Genomic DNA, 14,257 nt, shown 5'->3' with positions numbered 1-14,257 from the left:
CGTCGGTTCTGAAGCTGAGTTCAATCCGCTCTATCATGTCACCCGCTCAAATGGACTCAAGACGGAGACACGACATGACACTTCAACCCCAAATGTTCGCCTTGCTCTTCACCGTGATCTTGTTGGCGGTCACCACCTACTTTTTGTTGGGCTCAATTCCTCTGTTGATTCTCAAGCACGACAACCCGATGGATTCCCGCTTCATCCGCTCCTTCTACATCACCTACTTTCGCCTCGCCCTGATTGCTGCTTTGGCCGCGGCCATCAGTTTCGCCTTTGCTGGCAAACCCGCTTTGTCCATGGGCGCGGGCGGCATTGCCTTGCTGACTTGGCTGATGCGCCAACATTTGATCACCCGCATGGACCATTTCGGGGCGCAAATTCGGGCCGATGAGCTGGTGGCGATTCCCGCTTTCAGAAAAATGCACCAATCTGCCATCCTGATCAATGCCACCCAACTGCTGGCCATCTTGGGCAGTCTGGGGTCGTTCTAAAGGCACGATTCACCAGATCACTGACACGCTGGTGTCAGCTTGGGTGCATGAGATGGCCTAAATTGCCTTCTTCACTCAGGAGACAAACCATGAAAAATCGTCTACCCCTCTGGGCCAGTCTCTGCTTGTTCTGGCTCGGTTTATGCGGTGCCTTGCAGGCCCAAGAAACCCCGCAAAACGGCAGCTGGATCGTCAAAGACTTCAAGTTCCACACGGGCGAAGTCCTGCCCGAACTGCGGCTGAACTACACCACCTTGGGAGATCCCAAAAATGAAGCCGTGCTGATTTTGCATGGCACCACCGGTTCGGGTGTCGGCATGTTGGGTGCCAATTTTGGTGGAGAGCTTTTTGGACCCGGCCAAATTCTGGACGCCAAACGCTACTTTGTGATCCTGCCCGACGCCATTGGCACGGGCAAATCCAGCAAGCCTTCCGACGGGCTGCGGGCCAAGTTTCCTGCCTACAACTACGTCGACATGGTCTCGGCCCAGCACCGTTTGCTCACCGAGCACCTGGGCATTCGACATTTGCGTTTGGTCCTGGGCAACTCCATGGGGGGCATGCAAACCTGGATGTGGGCCGTCAAATACCCGGACATGATGGACATCGCTGTGCCCATGGCCTCGCTGCCCTCGGCCATGTCGGGTCGCAACTGGATGCTACGGCGCATGCTGACCGAATCCATCCGCAAAGACCCCTTGTGGATGGGCGGCAACTACAAAGAGCAGCCACCGAGTTGGCAATTCGCTTCGGTTTTTTTTGCAACAGCCACCAACGGCGGCAACCAGGGCTTGCAAAAAATTGCCCCCACCAGCGATCTGGGGGACGCCTTGCTCAAGCGCCGCCTGACACCCCCTTTGGCGGGTGACGCCAACGACCACCTGTTCCAATGGGAGTCATCCAAAGACTATGACGTCTCTGCGGGTCTGGAGCGCATCAAAGCCACTGTGCTGGTCATCAATTCGGCCGATGACGAACGCAACCCACCCGAGCTGGGCATTCTGGAAAAAGCTTTGCCCCGCATCAAAAATGCCAAAGCCTTGATCATTCCGGGCAGCCCCGACACCTTCGGACACGGCACCACCGGCAATTCGCGATTCTGGAATGCAGAAGTGGGCGCATTGCTGCAGTCTGCTCCCAGATTGCCGCGCTGAGACCCACAGCGCCCTCCGTGACGCCACACCAACCGGTTCACAACCAAGCTCAGCAGCGCCGTCACTGCCGCGCTGCAAAAGCAAGCGCTTGTGAGCTGGCTTCAAGGCCAAGTTCGATAACATGCCTTGATCGGTTCTCAAACCATGGAAGGAGGCTTTGGATGCCTAAAGAAAAAATCGACGCAGCAGTCATGGATCCAGAAATGCAGGCGTTTTCGCAGGATGTGCTGACCTCGATCCAGCAAGCACAGCGCGGCGAAGGCCGGGTGCATCAGGTCCCGCTGTCGGCCGCTGCCGAGGCTCGGGCCAAAGTGGGCCTCACGCAAACAGCCTTTGCGCAGTTGATGGGCGTGTCGGTGCGCACTTTGCAAAACTGGGAGCAAGGCCGCAGCCAACCCTCGGGCGCAGCGCAAACCTTGATCAAAGTCGCGCAGCAATGGCCTGAAATCTTGCGCGCCTTGGCCTGAATTGGTGCCATACCTGCTGTCACCGTTGCTGTCGCCTCGCGGACCCGCCCCCAAAGTCCGATGGCTATACTTTTGAAGATGAAAACAAACAAACCCCTGCGTTTTGAAACTTTGGCTGTGCATGCAGGACACGGCATTGACCCTTCCACCGGGGCGGTGGTCGATCCGATCCACCTGTCCACCACCTTTGAACGGGACCCCGACGGCAGCTACCCGCACGGCTATTTGTATTCGCGCAACCACAACCCCAACCGCAATGGCCTCGAAGCCGCACTCTCGGCGCTCGAAGGCGGCGCGGGCGCTGCCGCTTTTGGCTCGGGCCTGGCCAGTGTCACGGCCATTTTTCAGGGCCTGCAGCCGGGCGACCATGTGCTGGCTCCCGCCGACATTTACCACGGCACGGCCAATGTGCTCAAACACCTGTTTGCCAAGTGGCAGATCAGCGCCAGCTTTGTGGACATGACCCGTCTGGATGTGGTGCGTGCAGCCATGCAGCCCAACACCCGCATCGTCTGGATCGAAACCCCCTCCAACCCCCTGATGCAGTGCGTGGACATTGCCGCCGTGGTCGAGATCGCCCACGCGGGCGGCGCACGCGCCATTGCCGACAACACCTTTGCCTCGCCCGTGTTGCAGCGCCCGCTCGATTTGGGTTGCGACATGGTCATGCACGCCACGACCAAATACCTGGGTGGCCGCAGCGATGTGCTGGGCGGTGCGGTCATCACGCGCCACGACGATGCACACTTTGCCGCCTTGCGCACCGCACAGCTGTTTGGCGGCGCGGTGCCCTCGCCTTTTGACTGCTGGCTGGTCATGCGCAGCTTGCCCACCCTGCCCTACCGCATGCAGGCGCACTGCGCCAATGCAGGCAAGGTGGCCCGTTTCCTGAGCGAGCACCCACAAGTCAGCGCCGTGCACTACCCCGGCCTGGAGAACAACGCCTTCCACGCCATCGCCAAAAAACAGATGTCGGGCTTTGGCGGCATGCTGTCTTTCGAGGTCAAAGGCGGCAAAGACGCGGCCATGGCCCTGGCCGCACATGTGGAAATCTTCACCCGCGCCACCAGCCTGGGCGGCGTGGAAAGCCTGATCGAGCACCGCGCCTCGATCGAAGGGCCTGAGAGCAAGACCCCGCAGGGCTTGCTGCGTGTCTCGGTGGGCCTGGAGCATGCCGATGACCTGATCGACGACTTGGCGCAAGCCCTTGAACGCGCCAGCGCCTGAGCGCCCCCAGACTGGCCCCCGCCCCTCGCTGGCGGTGGCCGTCATTGTTCTGGCCCAGTGCCTGAGCACCTCGCTGTGGTTCAGCCCCAGCGGGGTGGCCGACAGCCTGATGCAGGCGTGGCAGCTGAGCGCCGCCGCTTTTGGCTGGCTGCTGGCCGCCACCCAACTGGGTTTCATTGCGGGCACGCTGGCCTTTGCCTTCAGCGGCGCGGCCGACCGGTTTCAGCCCACGCGCATTTTTGTGGTGTGCAGCTCGCTCGGGGCGCTGGCCAACGCCGCCGTCACCTGGGGAGTGACCGATTACGGTGTCTTCTGGAGCCTGCGCTTTGTGGTGGGCATGTGCCTGGCCGGCATCTACCCGCTGGGCATGAAGATGCTGGTGCAGCGTGTGGGCAGCAAACCGGCCGCCGCGCTGGGATGGCTGGTGGGCATGCTGACCTTGGGCACGGCCATGCCGCACGGCTTGCGCGCCCTTGGCCAAAGCTGGCCCTGGCCAGAGGTTTTGTTGGGCTCGTCGGTGCTGGCGGTGGTGGGCGCGGTGCTGGTGGCCTGGATGGGCCAGCCGCCCAAGCAGGCCGCATCTGCGAGTCAACCCACAGCCCCCGCCCCCCTTCGCCTGAACACCCAAGCCTTGCGCGAGGTCATCGCGGTGCGCGGCTTTCGCGCCTCGGCGCTGGGCTACTTTGGCCACATGTGGGAGCTGTATGCTTTTTGGAGCGTGCTGCCTTGGCTCAGCCTGCCCATCCACCGCTCGCTGGTGGCCGGAGGCTACGGCTGGGCACCGTCGGTGGCGCTGATGAGTTTTGCGGCCATCGGCATGGGGTTTTTTGGCTGCGTGCTGGGCGGCATGTGGAGCCGCCGTGTGGGCAGTGCGCGGGTGGCGGCCACGGCCTTGACCGCATCGGGCCTGATGTGCCTGGGCTACCCCTTGATTCCCGACACCTGGCCCCTGGTGCAGCTGGGGGCTTTGCTGTTTTGGGGCGTTTGTGTGGTGGCCGATTCGCCGCAGTTTTCGGCCATGTCCTCGCAACACGCACCGCCGCAGTGGCTGGGCAGCGCTTTGGTGCTGCAAAACGGCATCGGTTTTTTGATCACCGTGCTCAGCATCTTGCTGCTCGGCTGGGCCGTGCAGCAGTGGGGCAGCATGGCCCTGTGGCTGCTGGCCCCCGGCCCGGTGCTGGGCCTGTGGGCCATGCGGCCTTTGTTGACGCCTGATTTGGAGCGCACACCATGACCCCCAGCCACCCCGTTGTCGCAGCCGCTCTTTCATGCCAGGACTGGCTGGTGGGCCTGCGCCAGCAGCTGCACCAATTGCCCGAGTTGTCTTACCGCGAGCAGGCCACGGCCGAGCGCGTGAAAGCCGAACTGAGCGCCATGGGCGTGCCCTGGGAAGCGGTGGGCGAACACGGCGTGGTGGCCACGGTCACCGGCCAGCACAGCCGCGCCATGGTGGCGCTGCGGGCCGACATGGACGCCCTGCCCATTCAGGAGCAAAACGAGCATTTGCCCTACCGCTCGCAAGTGCCCGGCGTGATGCACGCCTGCGGGCACGACGGCCATGTGGCCATGCTGCTGGGCGCAGCGCGGGTGCTGCAGCAGTTTTCGGGCTCGCTGCAAGGCAGCGTGAAACTGTGCTTTCAGCAAGCCGAAGAGCAAGGCGGCGGCACGGCTGAATTGCTGGCCCACCTGGCCGCATTTCCGGTGCAGCGGGCCTTTGCCATTCATTTGTGGTCCGAGATCGAAGCGGGCCAAATCAGCGTGCAGGCCGGGCCACGCATGGCCGCATGTGATTTGGTGGAGATTGAATTGAGCGGCGTGGGCTGCCACGGCGCTTCACCCCACAAAGGCGTGGACCCGATTGCGGCAGGCGCGGCTTTGGTGAACAACCTGGCCATGATGATGACCCGCGAAATCAACCCGGCGCACGCGGCCAGCCTGACCTTTGGCAAGTTTCAAAGCGGCTTTGCGGGCAACGTCATCCCTGCGCAAGCCCTGCTCGCCGGTACCTTGCGCACCACCCACTTGGCTGACCAGCAACACCTGCACCAAGCCATCCGGCGCGTGGTGGAGAGCACCGCCGCCAGCTTCAGGGCGCAGGCCCAACTCAACATCCGCAAGGGCGGCTCGATGCTGATCAACGAAGCACGCAGCAGCGCCTTGGCCGCGCACTGCGCCAGCGAGCTGTTTGGGGCCGAGGCGGTGATCGACTTTCCGTCGCTCATGGTGTCCGAAAACTTTGGCGATTTTCTGGAAAAGTACCCCGGCCTGATGGCCCTGGTTGGCGTGCGCAACGAAGCCCTGGGCGCGTGCCATGCGCACCACCACCCGCAGTTCAACATCGATGAAAGCGCGCTGCACCGGGGCGTGGCCATGCACGCCGAGTTTTCCCTGCGCAGCCTGGCTCAAATCGCCTGAACAGAGGATGATGGACGCATGGCGCTTTGATCCGGTCAGCACCTTCAAGAACAACACTGCAGCAGGTCCTCAGGCTCCATGTCGGGGCTGAAGCCACCGACCTACAAATACCTCCCCGTAGGTCGGTACCTTCAGGTCCGACATGAATGCTGGTCAACGCGCAAGGTTGACTCAGTGCCGCCCCACCAAGCGGTACACCAACACCCCCAGACACGACACGCCCACGGCCGCTGCCGTGAAGGCATAAGCCAGCCAACCGAAGTCCACACTTTGCGCCATGAGCAGCACGCCGGTGGACTGGCCAAAAAACAGCGAGCAGGCGAACAAGGTCACGGCCGAACCGCGAGCGGCCGGGGCCATTTGGGTGGCCTGCACCTGCAGCGTGTTGTGCAACATGTAAAAGCCCAGCCCGGTCATCAGGCAAGCCAGCATGCCCAGCCACACCCCGCTGCCCCAGGCCAGCACCAGCAAACCCAATGCCACCAAAGCGGCCCCCGTGCGCACCAGACCGCGCTCGCCCAGCCAGGCCAGCCAGCGCCGAGCCATCTGGCTGTAGAGCAAACCACCCACGCCATACAGCATCATCACCGAGCCTGCGGCCACCACGCTCAAACCAAACTGCTGGTGCAGATGTGTGGGCATGAAGGCCATGGCACCAAACACCAATGCGCCCTCGGCCGCCGTGACGGTCAAGATCCAGCGCACGCGCGGTGTGCCCAAGAGCTGGCCCGTCAGGCGAAACGCGGCCCACAAGCCCGGGGCCGTCACCGGCCCCCCCGGCCCCGATTGCGCCTGTCGCTTCGCTTGCTGGCGCAAACGGCGCAGCAGCAGCACAGCGGCCACACCAAACATGACCGCCAGCAACACAAAAGCGCTGCGCCAACCCACTGTATCGGCCGCAAAGCCACCAAACCACAACCCACTCATCATGCCCAGCACAGTGGCGCTCATGAGCTTGGCCAGAATTTCCTGTCGGCGCTCATAAGGCACTTGGTCGCCCACCCAAGCCATCGAAAGTGGGATGATGCCCGCCGCCGCCGCGCCCATGAAGCCGCGCATGATGACCAGCATGGGCAGGTTGACAGACAGCGCCGTGATGGCACTGAACACAGCACAAGCCGACACAGCGAGCGACACCACCCGCAGTTTGCCAAAGCGCTCACCCAGCGGACCGTAAAACAACTGCAAAACGCCGTACACCACGGCAAACACCGACACCACCGCCGACGCATCGCCCGTGCTGACCTGAAACTCCTGGCCCAGCACCACCAGCATCGGGTCGCAGATGCGCATCGAGGCCATGCTGGCAAAACCAGCCAGCCCCAAGAGCGTCAGGTGCTGGCGTTCGTCTGCGGGCGTGAATGTGGTCATGTTCAGGCCAGTTGCTGCTCCAGGTCGTGCAGGACCTGGTAGCACGGCAGCACTTGCGCGATGGAACTGTTGGGCTCGCGGCCCTCACGAATCGCGGCAAAGAATTCGCGGTCTTGCAGTTCGATGCCGTTCATCGACACGGCCACTTGCGACACGTCGATCTTTTCTTCCTTGCCGGTGAACAAGTCGTCGTAACGCGCCAAATAAGTGCCCGTGTCGCCGATGTAGCGAAAGTAAGTGCCCAGCGGGCCGTCGTTGTTGAAGCTGAGTGACAAAGTGCAAATCGCACCGTTGGCGGCTTTGAGTTGGATGCTCATGTCCATGGCGATGCCCAGCGTCGGGTGAATCGGGCCTTGCACCGCATTGGCTTTGACGATGGGGCTGCCGCACTGGTAGGCGAACAGGTCCACCGTGTGTGCGGCGTGGTGCCACAGCAGGTGGTCGGTCCAGCTGCGGGCCTGGCCCAGCGCGTTCATGTTGGTGCGGCGAAAGAAATAAGTCTGCACGTCCATCTGCTGGATGTTGAACTCGCCCGCCTTGATCTTGTGGTTCACCCACTGGTGGCTGGGGTTGAAGCGCCGGGTGTGGCCCACCATGGCCACCAGGCCCGTTTCCTTTTGCACGCGCAGCACTTCCTGGCCCTCTTTGTAAACATCGCACAGCGGAATTTCCACCTGCACATGTTTGCCCGCCTTCAGGCAAGCCAGGGTCTGGCTGGCGTGCATTTGTGTGGGTGTGCACAAGATGACGGCATCGACTTCTTTCAAAGCCAGCGATTCATTCAGGTCGGTGGTGACGTGACCAATGCCATATTTGTCCGCCACCTCTTGGGTTTTGGCGAACTCGCGGCCGATCAGCGAGACGACTTCCACGCCGTCGATGTTTTTAATGCCGTCCAGGTGTTTGATGCCAAAGGCTCCTGCGCCTGCGAGGGCGACTTTGATGGTTTTGCTCATGGGTTTTTCCTTCAATGGTTTTTGTAGGAGCGGCATCTGGCCGCGAAGGGACTTCGATCGCGGTCAGAGACCGCTCCTACGGGGTTCAGGTATTTTCCAAAATGACATGCCCCACCGCCGTGTTGCTGGCAGGCACATGGTAGAAGCGGTGCTTAACCGAGGGCGCGGGTCCAGTGGCCTTGCCGCCTTCGATGTCGCTCATCGCGCCACGGGCGATCAGCCACATGACCAGCTCGATGCCTTCGCTGCCCGCTTCGCGCACGTAGTTGATGTGCGGTGTGGCCGCGGCAGCCGCCGGGTCGTTGATGAGTTGGTCCAGCCAGGCGTTGTCCCACTCGCGGTTGATCAGGCCCGCACGCGCGCCTTGGAGCTGGTGGCTCATGCCGCCTGTGCCCCAGATGTGCACGTTCAGGTCTTCGTCGTAACTCTCCACCGCTTTGCGAATCGCTTGCCCCAAATTGAAGCAGCGCTGACCACTGGGCACAGGGTACTGCACCACGTTGACGGCGAACGGGATCACCGGGCAAGGCCAAGCGTCTTTGACCGGGTCCAGCGGGCCGCACATCAGCGACAGCGGTACGGTGAGGCCGTGGTCCACGTCCATCTTGTTGACGATGGTCAGGTCAAAGTCTTGCTGAATGACCGACTGCGCGATGTGCGAGGCCAATTCAGGATGGCCCTTCACCACAGGCACGGGGCGCGGTCCCCAGCCTTCGTCGGCAGGTTGGTACTCGGCGGCGGTGCCAATGGCGAATGTCGGAATCAGGTCGGAGCTGAAGGCGGTGGCGTGGTCGTTGAACACCAGAAAAATCACGTCCGGTTTGTTGTCCTTCATCCATTGCTTGGAGAAATCGTAGCCCGCGAACACGGGCTTCCAGTAGTCTTCTTGCGTCTTGCCCAGGTCCATGGCCGCGCCAATGGCGGGCACATGCGAGGTGTAGACGGATGCGGTGATTTTGGCCATGTCTTGTTCTCTCAAAAGAATTGGGATCTGACCCCCATTAAATGAATTGGGGTCAAACCCCATTAAGGCTTTTGGCCCGCTGCGCTGGACTGTTGCCCGGCTGCGCCTTGGGGCTGGTTTTGGGCTTGGGCGCTGCCGTTTTCGCCGATGTAGCGGTTGCCCTCGATGCTGCGGCCGCCTGCGATCATCATGTTGCGGTATTCCTCTTCGGTCATGCCGGTCATCGAGCCCGCCATTTGCTGGAAGCTCTTGCCGTCGGTCGCACCGATCTTGGCCAAGAAGTAGATGTTGCCGCCCGTGCGCATGCACCAGTTCAAGTCTCGCGCCAGCACGGCCTGCTTTTGCTCTTCGGTCATCTGCCACTCGTCCAGATAAGCCCGTTCATCGGCCTTGAACCGCTCACGGTTCTCGGCTTTCATGAGCGACATGCAGAACTGGTTGAGCCAATAGCCTTTGCGCGATTGCTCGGCGTCAAAAATGATCGTGCCGGGCACGTCTTTGTAGGGTTTGTCTAGAGCCATATTGAACCTTTGGGTTTCATGGTGATTGCTGCAGGAGCCCACCCCTGTGAGCGATGGCTTGTGGACCCTCCAGGGCCCTATCGCCCACGGGGTGAGCTCCTACAAGGACGTTTATGCCTGCTCTTCAGGCCAGTAAAGGCGCATCGGGTTGTCGACCAGCAGCTTGCGCTGCAGCTCGGCGGTAGGCGCGATGTGGGGGATGAAATCCACCAACAAGCCGTCGTCGGGCATGTGGTCTTTCAGGTTGGGGTGCGGCCAGTCGGTGCCCCAGAGCACGCGGTCCGGAAACTCCTCCACGATGCGTTGGGCAAAGGGGATCACGTCTTGATACGCGATTTGCTCGCCGTTCAAAGCCTTGGGGCCGGTGACCGACAAACGCTCGGGGCACGACACCTTGCTCCACACATTGCTGTGCTCGCGCATGAACTTCTGGAACAGCGCAAACTGCGGGCCGTCCACGGGCAGCGACACATCGGGGCGGCCCATGTGGTCCACCACCACGGTGGTCGGCAGCGCGGTGAAAAAGTCCCACAGCTCGGGCAGGTCCACCGCCTCGAAATAGATGACCACATGCCAACCCCACTTTTGGATGCGACCCGCAATCTCCATCAGCTCGTCCTTGGGCGTGAAGTCCACCAGCCGCTTGACGAAGTTAAAACGCACGCCGCGCACACCCGCGTCGTGCATGGCCTGGATTTCTTCGTCGGTCACGCTGCGTTTGACGGTGGCCACGCCACGCGCCATTCCCTGTGAATTGACCAGAGCATCCACCATGGCGCGGTTGTCGGCGCCGTGGCAGGTGGCCTGCACCACCACATTGCGGGCAAAGCCCAAGTGGTCACGCAACGCGTACAGCTGGTGCTTGGACGCGTCGCAAGGCGTGTACTTTCGCTCAGGTGCGTAGGGGAATTCAGCGCCGGGGCCAAACACATGGCAGTGCGCATCCACCGCACCTGCGGGCAGTTGGAATCGAGGTTGGGACGGTCCGGTGTACCAGTCCATCCAGCCTGCTGTTTTGGTGAAGTCACCTGTGGTCGGTTTGCTCATGTCGAACGCCTTTTAAATGTCTTTTGTAGGTCGGTACCTTCAGGTCCGACACTGCGTACCCAAGGTCCTTGTCGGGGCTGAAGCCGCCGACCTACAGGAATCGGTCTTTGTAGGTCGGTGCCTTCAGGTCCGACACTGCGTACCCAAGGTCCTTGTCGGGCTGAAGCCGCCGACCTACAAGAATCGGTCTTTTGTAGGTCGGTGCCTTCAGGTCCGACACTGCGCACCCAAGGTCCTTGTCGGGACTGAAGCCGCCGACCTACAGGAATCGGTCTTTTGTAGGTCGGTACCTTCAGGTCCGACACAGCGTACCCACGGTCCTTGTCGGGACTGAAGCCGCCGACCTACAGATATCGGTCTTTTGCAGGTCGGCATCTTCAGGTCCAACGCTGCATACCCAAGGTCCTTGTCGGGGCTGAAGCCGCCGACCTACAGATATCGGTCTTTTGTAGGTCGGTACCTTCAGGTCCGACGCTGCTTACCCAAGGTCCTTGTCGGGGCTGAAGCCGCCGACCTACAGATATCGGTCTTTTGTAGGTCGGTACCTTCGGGTCCGACACTGCGTACCCAAGGTCCTTGTCAGGGCTGAAGCCGCCGACCTACATTGAAAATCAATCGATGTATTTGAGGCCCGCGGCCGCCAGCGGCTCACGCATCTTGTACATGTCCAGGCCCAACACACCTTGCGCCAGTTTTTCTCGCTTGGCACCTTCGTTGGCTTCACGGGCTTGCGCCGCTTCCAGTGTCTTGGCCACCAAGGCTTGGGGCACACACACCACGCCGTCGTCATCGGCCACGATGGCGTCGCCGGGGTGAACGATCATGCCGGCGCACACCACGGGAATGTTCACAGAGCCCACGGTGGCCTTGATGGTGCCTTTGCTGCTGATGGCTTTGCTCCAAGCGGGAAAGCCCATCCGGGTCAACTCTTTCACGTCACGCACACCGGCGTCAATGATCAAGGCCCGCGCCCCACGGGCCATGAAAGACGTGGCCAACAGGTCACCAAAATAACCGTCGGTGCATTCGGCCGTGATGGCCGCCACCACGATGTCGCCAGGCTGAATCTGCTCGGCCACCACATGCATCATCCAGTTGTCGCCCGGGTGCAGCAGCACCGTGACGGCCGTGCCTGATACCTGCGCGCCTGCGTAGATGGGACGCATGTAGGGTTTCATGAGGCCGACGCGGCCCATGGCTTCGTGCACGGTGGCTGAGCCCAATGCGGCAAAAGCATCGGTGGCTGCGCGGTCTGCGCGGGTGATGTTGCGGTAAACAACGCCGAGTTCGTACATGGTTTTCTCCAGTTAGGGGGGCACTGTAGGAGCCGCGCCCTCGCGGCGATGGGTCATGCAAAGGCAGTCCATCGCGACGGGGGCGTCGCTCCTACAAAAAAATCACAGGCCTTTGGCCGTCAGCTGGTCGCCCAGCCGTTTGAACACACGGCGGGCGTTGCCTTCGTAGACCATGTAACGCTCCTCGTCGTTCAGGTTGGCCGTGGCTTGCACATAGCGCTTGGTGTCATCAAAGTAGTGGCCGGTTTCAGGGTCGATGCCTCGCACAGCGCCGATCATTTCGGAAGCAAACAAGATGTTCTTGACCGGGATCACCTTGGTCAGCAGGTCAATGCCCGGCTGGTGGTACACGCAGGTGTCAAAGAAGATGTTGTTCAGCAGATGCTCGGTCAGCAAAGGCTTTTTGAGCTCTTGCGCCAAGCCCCGGAAACGGCCCCAGTGGTAAGGCACCGCGCCGCCGCCGTGTGGGATCAAAAACTTGAGCGTCGGGAAATCCTTGAACAGATCGCTGGTCAGGCACTGCATGAAAGCGGTGGTGTCGGCATTCAGGTAGTGCGCGCCCGTGGTGTGAAAGCAGCTGTTGCAGCTGGTGCTCACATGGATCATCGCGGGGATGTCGTACTCGACCATCTTTTCGTAAATGGGGTACCAGGCCTTGTCGCTCAAAGGGGGCGAAGTCCAGTGGCCCCCGGAAGGATCGGGGTTCAGGTTGATGCCCACGTTGCCGTACTGCTCCACGCACTTGACCAGCTCGGGGATACAAGTGGCCGGGTCCACGCCGGGCGACTGGGGCAGCATGGCCGCAGGCACAAAGTGGTCGGGGAAGAGTTGGCTCACGCGGTAGCACAGCTCGTTGCAAATCGCCGCCCAGGTGGACGAGACATTGAAGTCGCCAATGTGGTGCGCCATGAAGCTGGCGCGGGGGCTGAAGATGGTGATGTCCGAGCCGCGCTCTTTCATCTTGGCCAACTGGTTGGTCTCGATGCTCTCGCGCAACTCGTCGTCGCTGATCTTCAGCTCGGACACTTTGGGCATGGACGCGGCGTCTTTGATGCCGGCAATTTGCTTGTTACGCCACTCTTCCAGCGCCTTGGGGGCGGTGGTGTAGTGGCCGTGCACGTCGATGATCAAGGGGTTCGTTTGGCTCATTTTTTCTCCTCGCGGATGGCATGGATCGCTGGATTGAACGGGTACACCGCGCACACCCAACATGTCTTTGGTAGGTCGGTGGCTTTAGCCCCGACAGGCTTGACCGGTGCACTGTGTCGGGGCTAAAGCCACCGACCTACAAAAGAGATGCTTCAGTTTTGAAGCCTAGATTGTGCAGGCACAGCCTGCCCCGACAAAGGCCCGTCACCATCTACCAGCTAGAACAAATTCACATAACCAAGCCACGGGTATGACAAAATCAGCCTAACCCAACACCCCACCATGGACCTCAAACAACTCGAATACTTTGTGCGCGTGGCCGAACTGGGCAGCTTCACCCGGGCGGCTCAGGCCCTGAACGTGGCTCAACCCGCGCTCAGCCGACAGGTGCGCCTGCTTGAAGTCGAGCTGCGGCAAAACCTGCTGGTGCGCAACGGTCGCGGCGCCACCCCCACCCAAGCCGGGTTGCTGCTGCTGGAGCACGGCCGGGGCATCTTGCACCAGGTGGAGCGGGCACGGGAAGAACTGGGCCGGGTGCGCACCGGCCTTGCGGGCCGCGTGGCTTTGGGGCTGCCGCCCAGTGTGGCGCGGGTGCTGACGGTGCCGCTCACCCGGGCCTTTCGCGCCAAGATGCCCGAGGCCCAGCTGTCCATCAGCGAAGGCCTGTCCAGCGCCATGCAGGAAAACCTGCAAAACGGCCGCCTGGACATCGCCGTGCTCTACAACCCCAGCCCCATGCCAGGCATCGAGCACACGCCGCTGGTGCAAGAGGAATTGCTGCTGGTGCAGCCGCGCCCGCCCGGCTTGCAAGAAGACCCGCCCCCGCCCGCCATCCGCCTGCAAGAAGTCGCCGCCCTGCCCTTGGTGATTCCCACCCGCCCGAACGCCATCCGCATGCATGTGGAGTCTGAAATGGCCGCCATCGGCTGCCGCCCCCTCATTGCGCTGGAGATCGACGGCGTGAGCGCCATCCTCGACCTGGTGGCCGACGGCGCGGGCTACGCCATCTTGCCGCGCAACGCCGTCATGCGCTCGGTGCGGCCTTCGGCGTTTTCGGTGCGGCCCCTCCAGCAACCAGCCCTGCACATCCAGCTGACCATCGCCATCAGCGCACAACGCCCCAGCACCCTCACCCAGCAAGCCACCCTGGCCCTGCTGACCGAGATGGCGGTGCAGTGGCTCAGCCCGCCCTGAGGG

14 protein-coding genes are annotated in these 14,257 nt (G+C 61.8%); 7 read left to right on the top strand and 7 right to left on the bottom strand.

Features of this window, described 5'->3' with window-relative positions:
• The first annotated feature begins 74 nt into the window (after positions 1–74).
• The 6 genes from B9Z48_RS12695 to B9Z48_RS12670 all read left to right on the top strand — a co-directional run bounded on the left by B9Z48_RS12695 (position 75) and on the right by B9Z48_RS12670 (position 5,757).
• Entirely contained in the window at positions 75–494 is a 420-nt protein-coding gene (locus B9Z48_RS12695) for a hypothetical protein (protein WP_108378841.1), read from the top strand.
• Positions 495–583: 89 nt separating this feature from the next.
• A complete protein-coding gene (locus B9Z48_RS12690; protein WP_233261115.1) occupies positions 584–1,648 on the top strand; it encodes an alpha/beta fold hydrolase in 1,065 nt (354 codons plus the stop codon).
• Positions 1,649–1,809: 161 nt separating this feature from the next.
• On the top strand, positions 1,810–2,115 hold the full coding sequence (locus B9Z48_RS12685; protein ID WP_233261114.1) for a DNA-binding transcriptional regulator: 306 nt from the start codon (positions 1,810–1,812) through the stop codon (positions 2,113–2,115).
• Positions 2,116–2,193: 78 nt separating this feature from the next.
• A complete protein-coding gene (locus tag B9Z48_RS12680; RefSeq protein WP_199233513.1) occupies positions 2,194–3,342 on the top strand; it encodes a PLP-dependent aspartate aminotransferase family protein in 1,149 nt (382 codons plus the stop codon).
• Positions 3,323–4,576 (top strand): nitrate/nitrite transporter, encoded by a 1,254-nt coding sequence (locus B9Z48_RS12675; RefSeq protein ID WP_108378837.1) that lies wholly within the window; start codon positions 3,323–3,325, stop codon positions 4,574–4,576. The genes B9Z48_RS12680 and B9Z48_RS12675 overlap by 20 nt, the downstream gene beginning before the upstream one ends.
• Positions 4,573–5,757: a M20 family metallopeptidase gene (locus tag B9Z48_RS12670; protein WP_108378835.1), complete on the top strand. Its 1,185-nt coding sequence runs from the start codon at positions 4,573–4,575 to the stop codon at positions 5,755–5,757. Before B9Z48_RS12675 ends, B9Z48_RS12670 begins: the two co-directional genes overlap by 4 nt.
• A 171-nt stretch (positions 5,758–5,928) precedes the next feature.
• On the opposite strand, the gene B9Z48_RS12665 is transcribed toward B9Z48_RS12670, so the two are convergent.
• The 7 genes from B9Z48_RS12665 to B9Z48_RS12635 all read right to left on the bottom strand — a co-directional run bounded on the left by B9Z48_RS12665 (position 5,929) and on the right by B9Z48_RS12635 (position 13,042).
• A complete protein-coding gene (locus B9Z48_RS12665) occupies positions 5,929–7,128 on the bottom strand; it encodes an MFS transporter (RefSeq protein WP_108378833.1) in 1,200 nt (399 codons plus the stop codon).
• A gap of 2 nt (positions 7,129–7,130) precedes the next feature.
• The gene (locus B9Z48_RS12660) at positions 7,131–8,084 is read right to left on the bottom strand and encodes a Gfo/Idh/MocA family oxidoreductase (protein ID WP_108378831.1); all 954 of its coding nucleotides are present in this window, start codon (positions 8,082–8,084) and stop codon (positions 7,131–7,133) included.
• A gap of 85 nt (positions 8,085–8,169) precedes the next feature.
• A complete protein-coding gene (locus B9Z48_RS12655) occupies positions 8,170–9,048 on the bottom strand; it encodes a class III extradiol dioxygenase subunit beta (protein WP_108378829.1) in 879 nt (292 codons plus the stop codon).
• 62 nt (positions 9,049–9,110) lie between these two features.
• Positions 9,111–9,569, bottom strand: coding sequence for a protocatechuate 4,5-dioxygenase subunit alpha (ligA, locus tag B9Z48_RS12650; protein WP_089956845.1), 459 nt, complete (start codon positions 9,567–9,569; stop codon positions 9,111–9,113).
• Positions 9,570–9,680: 111 nt separating this feature from the next.
• Complete coding sequence (locus B9Z48_RS12645; RefSeq protein ID WP_108378827.1) at positions 9,681–10,616, bottom strand: amidohydrolase family protein; 936 nt, start codon at positions 10,614–10,616, stop codon at positions 9,681–9,683.
• A gap of 611 nt (positions 10,617–11,227) precedes the next feature.
• Positions 11,228–11,911 (bottom strand): 4-carboxy-4-hydroxy-2-oxoadipate aldolase/oxaloacetate decarboxylase, encoded by a 684-nt coding sequence (gene ligK, locus B9Z48_RS12640; protein ID WP_108378825.1) that lies wholly within the window; start codon positions 11,909–11,911, stop codon positions 11,228–11,230.
• A 102-nt stretch (positions 11,912–12,013) separates the two neighbouring features.
• Positions 12,014–13,042, bottom strand: a complete 1,029-nt coding sequence (locus B9Z48_RS12635) for an amidohydrolase family protein (RefSeq protein ID WP_108378897.1) — start codon at positions 13,040–13,042, stop codon at positions 12,014–12,016.
• A gap of 300 nt (positions 13,043–13,342) precedes the next feature.
• On the opposite strand from B9Z48_RS12635, the gene B9Z48_RS12630 reads away from it, so the two are divergent.
• Positions 13,343–14,254: a LysR substrate-binding domain-containing protein gene (locus B9Z48_RS12630; RefSeq protein ID WP_108378823.1), complete on the top strand. Its 912-nt coding sequence runs from the start codon at positions 13,343–13,345 to the stop codon at positions 14,252–14,254.
• Positions 14,255–14,257: the final 3 nt, after the last annotated feature.

The sequence above is a fragment of the Limnohabitans sp. WS1 genome, assembly GCF_003063265.1.
Taxonomy (GTDB): Bacteria; Pseudomonadota; Gammaproteobacteria; order Burkholderiales; family Burkholderiaceae_C; genus Limnohabitans_A.
Note: the sequence above shows the minus strand (reverse complement) of the source record. Positions and strands in the feature narration are given on the sequence as shown.